Source organism: Salipiger bermudensis, from assembly GCF_019801965.1.
Classification (GTDB): Bacteria; Pseudomonadota; Alphaproteobacteria; order Rhodobacterales; family Rhodobacteraceae; genus Salipiger; species Salipiger bermudensis_A.
Genome location: NZ_JAHVIA010000009.1, coordinates 199,789 through 206,055 on the forward strand (window position 1 = coordinate 199,789; position 6,267 = coordinate 206,055).

The 6,267-nt window shown below is 67.7% G+C and carries 6 protein-coding genes; all 6 read right to left on the reverse strand.

Annotated elements, in window-relative coordinates; translation table 11 throughout:
• Positions 1 to 2: 2 nt before the first annotated feature.
• From KUV62_RS19900 to KUV62_RS19925, 6 genes are read right to left on the reverse strand one after another with little or no spacing between them, the layout of a single operon-like run.
• The gene (locus KUV62_RS19900) at positions 3 to 1,226 is read right to left on the reverse strand and encodes a cytochrome P450 (protein ID WP_222605487.1); all 1,224 of its coding nucleotides are present in this window, start codon (positions 1,224 to 1,226) and stop codon (positions 3 to 5) included.
• Positions 1,227 to 1,244: 18 nt separating this feature from the next.
• Positions 1,245 to 1,967 (reverse strand): ABC transporter ATP-binding protein, encoded by a 723-nt coding sequence (locus tag KUV62_RS19905; RefSeq protein WP_222605488.1) that lies wholly within the window; start codon positions 1,965 to 1,967, stop codon positions 1,245 to 1,247.
• Entirely contained in the window at positions 1,960 to 2,706 is a 747-nt protein-coding gene (locus KUV62_RS19910; RefSeq protein WP_222605489.1) for an ABC transporter ATP-binding protein, read from the reverse strand. The genes KUV62_RS19905 and KUV62_RS19910 overlap by 8 nt, the downstream gene beginning before the upstream one ends.
• Entirely contained in the window at positions 2,693 to 3,649 is a 957-nt protein-coding gene (locus tag KUV62_RS19915) for a branched-chain amino acid ABC transporter permease (RefSeq protein WP_222605490.1), read from the reverse strand. The genes KUV62_RS19910 and KUV62_RS19915 overlap by 14 nt, the downstream gene beginning before the upstream one ends.
• A complete protein-coding gene (locus KUV62_RS19920) occupies positions 3,649 to 4,512 on the reverse strand; it encodes a branched-chain amino acid ABC transporter permease (RefSeq protein WP_222605491.1) in 864 nt (287 codons plus the stop codon). Before KUV62_RS19920 ends, KUV62_RS19915 begins: the two co-directional genes overlap by 1 nt.
• Before the next feature lie 55 nt (positions 4,513 to 4,567).
• Positions 4,568 to 5,734 carry an ABC transporter substrate-binding protein gene (locus KUV62_RS19925; protein ID WP_222605492.1) on the reverse strand — a complete coding sequence of 389 codons (1,167 nt, stop codon included), beginning with the start codon at positions 5,732 to 5,734 and terminating at the stop codon, positions 4,568 to 4,570.
• Between the last annotated feature and the right edge of the window lie 533 nt (positions 5,735 to 6,267).

The following is a 6,267-nucleotide window of genomic DNA, read 5'->3' on the forward strand; positions in this document are numbered from 1 at the left end:
CCTCAGTTCGGAATGAGCGTGATGGGCAGCCGGTCGAGCGCCCGGATTGCGTTGTTCGGGCGCCAGACGGCCTCTGCCGCCGGCTCGATCCGGTCGACCTTGCGAATGAGCGCGCCGAGCACCGCCTCGAGCTCGCCACGGGCGATGTTCTGTCCGACGCAGCCGTGGATGCCGGCGCCGAAGGCCACGTGGCCCACCGGCTTGCGGTCGACGCGGAAGACCTCCGGGTCGCCCCATTTCTCGGGGTCCATATTGGCCGCGCCCAGCACGCAGATCACCTTGCTGCCCTCCTCGACCGGGAACCCCGCGATCTCGGTGTCGCGGCCGGCGGTGCGGCCGAAGGTGTGTACCGGGGAGGTGTAGCGCAGCACCTCCTCGAAGGCCGGCCGGATGAACTTCGGATCGGCTTTCAATGCGTCCCACTGGTCGGGGTTCTGCGACAGGCACCAGAGCGCGTTGCCGATGCCGGTCACCGTGGTGTCGACACCCGCCGACAGGAAGGAACGCACCAGCATGCCCGCCTCGGCCTCGGTCAGCGTGCCATCGTCGGCGGAGGCGTAGACCATCGCGCCGAGCCCGTCCGCGCTCAGCCGGTCGCGGGCGCAGGCCGCGTTGATCCAGGGCACGATCTCGCCGGCGTGGCGCATCGCCTCGCGGCGCAGCGCGTTGTCGGGGCCGACGGCGTTGAACACCATCGCTCCGTAATCGACGAGATGGCGCGCGTTCACGTCCTTCATGCCGACCGCCTTGGGGAAGACCGTGGTCGGGAAGGCCTCGGCAAGATCGGTGACCGCCTCGATCGTGCCTTTCTCGAGCAGGTCGTCGACGAGGCGGTCGGCGGTGTCTTGGAACAGCTCGGCGAAGCCTTTCACCACCTTGGGCGAGAGCGCCCGCGACATCACCTTGCGGGTGCGGGTGTGATCAGGCTGGTCGACCTCGAGGATGATCGAGGGCGGGCGCCACGGGTCTTCGAGCTTGAAATCGTTCAGGCCCACGCCGCGGGAAGAAACGAAGTTCTCGTGATCGGAGAATACCTTGCGGGTGATCTCGTAGCGCCCCACGGCGAGTACGCTGTAGCGCGGGATATAGGTCAGCTCGCCCTGGGCGCGCAGGTTGGCGTAATACTCGAGCGGGTCGCGCAGGATCTCGGTGTCGTAGGGATCGACATCCCAGACCGCGACGCCGCCTGCGGGGGTGATGGGCTTGTGGCCTTCGATGAGTGTCATGGCAGGTCCTTTCTCGGCTCAGTCCGCCAGCGCGACGCCGACATGGCGATGCAGAAGCTCTGCATCCTGTCGCAGCGCCTCGGCGGGCCCTTCGTGAACGATGGCGCCGTTGGCCATCAGCATGGCGCGGTTGGCGAAGGCCAGCGCGGCCTCCGCGTGCTGCTCGACCAGCACCACGGCGCGTTGGCCGTCGCTGGCGAGCTGTTCGAACACCTCCATGAGCTGCTCGCAGATCACCGGGGCGAGCCCCTCGAGCGGCTCGTCGAGCAGGATCACGTCGGGCCGGGTCATCAGGGTGCGGGCGATGGAGAGCATCTGCTGCTCGCCGCCCGAGAGCTGGGTGCCACCGTTGCGGCGGCGCTCCTTGAGGCGCGGGAAGAGGGCGTAGGCCTCTTCAAGCGTGGCGTCGCCGCGCATGCAGGACAGCAGGTTTTCCTCGACCGTGAGCGAAGGGAAGATGTCGCGGGTCTGCGGCACCAGCCCGAGCCCCAGCGCGTTGCGCTTGTAGGGGGCGAGCCGGTCGATGGCGCGGCCTCTATATCGCACGCTGCCGCCATGCATCCGGGTCAGGCCCATGATGGTGTTGAGCAGCGTCGTCTTGCCCGCCCCGTTGCGCCCGATCACCGCCAGCCGCTCACCCGGCACGACCTTGAGATCGATGCCGCGCAGGACATGCGTCGGGCCGTAGCCGGCGGTGACGTCTTTCAGTTCCAGCGTGGTGTCAGCCTGCGCGTCAGCCATGCGCCCCTCCCAGGTAAAGCTCGCGCACCCGCGCGTTGGTGGCGATCTCCTGCGGCGTGCCCTCGGTGAGGATGCGCCCCTGCACCAGCACCACGATCGAGGTCGCGACGCGGAAGACGAGATCCATGTCATGCTCGATCACCAGCACCGCCAGCTCGCGCGGCAGCCGCTCGATCGCCTCGATGATCAGATGGGTCTCGCTCGAGGGCACGCCGGCGGCGGGCTCGTCGAGGATCAGCACCCGCGGCTTGAGCGCCAGGCTCAGCGCCATCTCGACCAGACGCTGCTGGCCATAGGCCAGATCGAGCACCGGGCGGTCGGCCAGCGGGCCGAGGTCGAACTGGTCGATCAGCGCCGCGATCTCGTCCTCGATGGCGCGGTTGCTGTCGGCACGGGCGAACATGCGCCGCCCCAGCCCCTCGCGTTCCAGCACCGGCAGCCGCAGGTTCTCGCGCACCGTGAGGCGCGGGAACAGCGTGGTGATCTGGAAGGTCTTGGCGATGCCGCGCTTGACCCGCTGCGCCTCGTCGAGCCCGGCGATGTCCTCGCCGTCGAAGCGGATGGTGCCGCCCGAGGGGGTAAGGATGCCGGTGACGAGATTGGCGAAGGTGCTCTTACCCGCCCCGTTGGGGCCGATCAGCGCCTTGCGCGCCCCGGGCTTCAGGTCGAAGTCGATGTTCTCCGATACCACGAGCCCGCCGAAATGCTTGCTGAGCCCGCGAACCTCAAGACCCTGCATGACGACCTCCCTTGGCGAGACGTTTGAGGCTGGTGGGCAGCGCCGCGATGCCCGAGGGCAGGAAGAACACCACCGCCAGCACCAGCGCGCCGATGACGAAGAGCCAGTTGAACGGATCGTTGGCGGCGGCGGTGTGATGCACCGCCATGAAGATCACCGTGCCCAACACCGCCCCGTAGAGCCGCCCGGTGCCGCCGAGGATCAGCATGATCAGCGCCTCCGCCGAAAGCGTGAAGGAAAACGCCTCGAGGCTGACAAGCTGGGTGATCTGGGCGCTGAGCGCACCGGCGATGCCGGCGATGCCGCCGCCGAGCGTGTAGGCGGCGAGCCTGCGGCGATAGACCGAGACGCCGATCGCCTCCATGCGCGCGGGGCTTTCGTGGATGCCGCGCAGCGACAGCCCGAAGGGCGAGCGCCCGATGACGAAGAGCGCGGCGAAGACCAGCCCTGCGATGGCGAGCGCGTACCAGTAGCCGGTGATGCCGATGAAATCGAACTCCCAGATCCCGAGCACCTTGCCGGGGCGGATGCCGCGCAGCCCGTCGGCGCCGCCGGTGACCGGTCGCGCCCGGTTGGCGATCTCGGCGCAGATCTGCGCCACGGCGATGGTGAGCATGATCAGCGTCAGCCCCTGCGTGCGCATCAAGACCGCGCCCGACAGTGCCGCCAGCGCCGCCCCGGCGAGCGCTCCGATCAGCAGCCCCGCGACCGGGTCGGCCCAGACATGGATGGCAAAGAGCCCGGCGGCATAGGCACCGGCGCCATACATCGCCGCCTGCCCCAGCGTCGCGATGCCGGCGAAGCCCAGCACCAGGTCGAGCGAGAGCACCAGCACGATCATGATCAGGATGCGGGTCAGGAAGGCGAGGTTGTAGGGAAAGAGGAAGAAGGCCGCGACCGCTGCGATCAGGATGACGAGCGCGGAAACGAACGGACGGGTCATCACGATGCCCTCCCCATGAGGCCCTGCGGGCGCAGCGCCAGGAACAGGATCACCAGCGCGAAGGTGACGATGGTGGCGAGGTCGGGCAGCAGGTAGCGGCTCGCGGTCTCCACGAGGCCGATGGCCAGCGCCGCCGCGAAGGAGCCGAGGATCGAGCCCAGCCCGCCAATGGCGACGACGATCAGGAACAGCACCATGTAGCGCAGTGGGTAATAGGCATCGATAGGCAGCAGCTCCGCCCCGAGGATGCCGCCAAGCGCCGCGAGCCCCGCGCCAAGCGCAAAGGTCAGCATGTAGATCCGGCCCGTGTCGATGCCGAGCGCCGAGGCGGTGTCGCGGTTGTCGACCGCGGCGCGCAGGCGGATGCCGAAGCGGGTGCGGTCGAGCAGCGCCCAGAGGCCGAGTATCACCGCGAGCCCCACCACGATCACTGTGAGCCGGTGCGCCGTGAGCTGGCGGAAGCCGAGGTCGATTGAGCGTTGCAGCGCCTCGGGCAGCGGGATCGCCAGCAGCGAGGAGCCGAGCCAGAGGTTGACGGTTGCGATCATCAGGAAGGTCAGGCCGATGGTGGCCAGCACCTGCTGCAGCTCGCCGAAGCCGTAGATCCGGCGGTAGACCAGCCGCTCGAGCGGCATGGCCAGCGCGACGGTGCCGGCGATGGCCAGTGCCGCGGCGGCGAGGAAGGGCAGGCCCAGCTCGCGGCCCAGCCAATGCGCCAGCGCGCCGCCGATCAGGGCGAAGCCGCCATGGGCAAGGTTGACCACCCGCATCAGCCCCATGGTCACCGACAGGCCGACGGCGATCATGAAAAGGATCATGCCATAGGCGATGCCATCGACCGCGATATTGAGAAGAAGGCTCATGATGTGTCCCGTGTTCAGGTGGGACGGGCCAGCGCCTGCCGGCCCGTCCTGCCGGTCACTTGGTCCAGCCGAGATCGCCGACGGTGGCGATCACGCCCTGCTCGACATTCTCCAGCAGGCCGGTCTCGGCGTTGCGCGCGACTTCGCGGATATAGACGTTCTGCTTCACCGTGCGGGTCTCGGGGTCCATCTCGAGCGGACCGCGCGGGCTCTCCCACTTGAGACCAAGCACCGCCTCGACCGCCGCCGGCCCGTCGGAGCCGGCCGCATCGACCATCTCGTAGATCAGGTGCACGCCGTCATAGGCGCCGACCGAGGCCCAGTTGGCGATCGCATCGGGATGCAGCTCGCTCAGTGCGGTCAGGAAGGCGCGGTTGGCCTCGCTGACATGGGCGGGGGAGTAGTGGTAGACGGTCTGAAGCCCCTCTGCCATCTCGCCCAGACCCTGCAGGTTGATCTCCTCGGTCTCGGCGGTGCCGAGGAAGGTGATCCCGGCCTCGCGGAGCCCGTTCTCGTTGTAGGTCTTGGTGTAGGAGAAGGTCGGCGGCCCGCCGGGCAGGAAGGTGAAGACCGCATCCGGCGCCTCATCCTTCACGCGCTGCAGGATAGGCGTGAAATCGGTGGTCGACAGCGGCATCCGCACGCTCTCGATGACCTCGCCGCCCTTCGCCTCGAAGGCCGCCTTGAAGGCGGTTTCTGCATCGATGCCGGGGCCGTAGTCGGTCACCGTGGTGACGACGGTGCGGATGCCCTGATCATAGGCCCATTCCGCCGCCGGGGCGGAGACCTGCGGCAGCGTGTAGCTGGTGCGCAGGTAGAACGGGCTCTCCTTGTTGATCGCCGAGGTGGCGGCATTGAAGATCACCGTGGGCGTCTCCGACTGGGTGATCACCGGGCCGACCGCCAGCGCGTTCGGGGTGAAGGTGAAGCCCGCGAGGTAATCGACCCGGTCGCGGATCAGCAACTCCTGCGCCAGCGCCCGCGACTGATCGGGGTTCACGCCGCCGACATCTTTGTAGATGAAGCTGATCTCGTGCTCGCCGGCGCTGGTGCCGTGCTGCGACTGGTAGGCCTCGACCGCCTGCTGGTACTGGATGCCGTACTGGGCGAAGGGGCCGGAGAACGGCGCGATGACGCCCACCTTGATCTCGTCGGCGGCTGCGGCAGCCAAGCCGAGGCCGCAGACCGCCGAGACGGCGGTCAGGATGTGTCGGATAGTCATGGTTTCCTCCCGTTGGAGCGCCGTCTGCGGGCGCGTGTCGCCTCTCCTCCGAGGCGGATGCTGGTGCCGCGTGTCGCGGCTCTGGCCGAGCGTCAGCGCGCGCCGACAGCACGTGTCGGCGTCACCTTCGCGAATGGGTAAAAGTCCTCCTGACCGGCGCTCTCCTCAGCGCCGGAGTTGATTCATCAACTAGAGGCAGCCTGCCCGGTTTGAGTTGATGTGTCAACAACTCATGTTTTGAAGGCGGCATCGAAGCGATGTTCGGCTTCTGCTTGACCTCTGCGTTCGATCGGCTTGGGGCGAAGTTGCGCAAAGAAGCCGACGACCGCAGGTTCCCCTTCTCCAGAGATGGCGGGCAGCGCCTGCCGAGGCATTCAGATTAGCGGCCTAACCTGAGCAGATTCCGCTGGATCATGTGTGCGCTACCCGAAGCGCGACTCCCATGACCTGCGAGAGTAGGGGCGTCGGCCGATTTCCTCCATCATCTTTTCTCGAAAGACCTCGGCCGGGGTCCTCCATCCAAGGCATTTGCG

Bases quoted from the DNA above. Each gene is read 5' to 3' on its own strand.
- KUV62_RS19920 (WP_222605491.1), bottom strand. From the start codon at position 4,512: ATGAGCCTTCTTCTCAATATCGCGGTCGATGGCATCGCCTATGGCATG.
- KUV62_RS19905 (WP_222605488.1), bottom strand. From the start codon at position 1,967: ATGGCTGACGCGCAGGCTGACACCACGCTGGAACTGAAAGACGTCACC.
- KUV62_RS19925 (WP_222605492.1), bottom strand. From the start codon at position 5,734: ATGACTATCCGACACATCCTGACCGCCGTCTCGGCGGTCTGCGGCCTC.
- KUV62_RS19900 (WP_222605487.1), bottom strand. From the start codon at position 1,226: ATGACACTCATCGAAGGCCACAAGCCCATCACCCCCGCAGGCGGCGTC.
- KUV62_RS19915 (WP_222605490.1), bottom strand. From the start codon at position 3,649: ATGACCCGTCCGTTCGTTTCCGCGCTCGTCATCCTGATCGCAGCGGTC.
- KUV62_RS19910 (WP_222605489.1), bottom strand. From the start codon at position 2,706: ATGCAGGGTCTTGAGGTTCGCGGGCTCAGCAAGCATTTCGGCGGGCTC.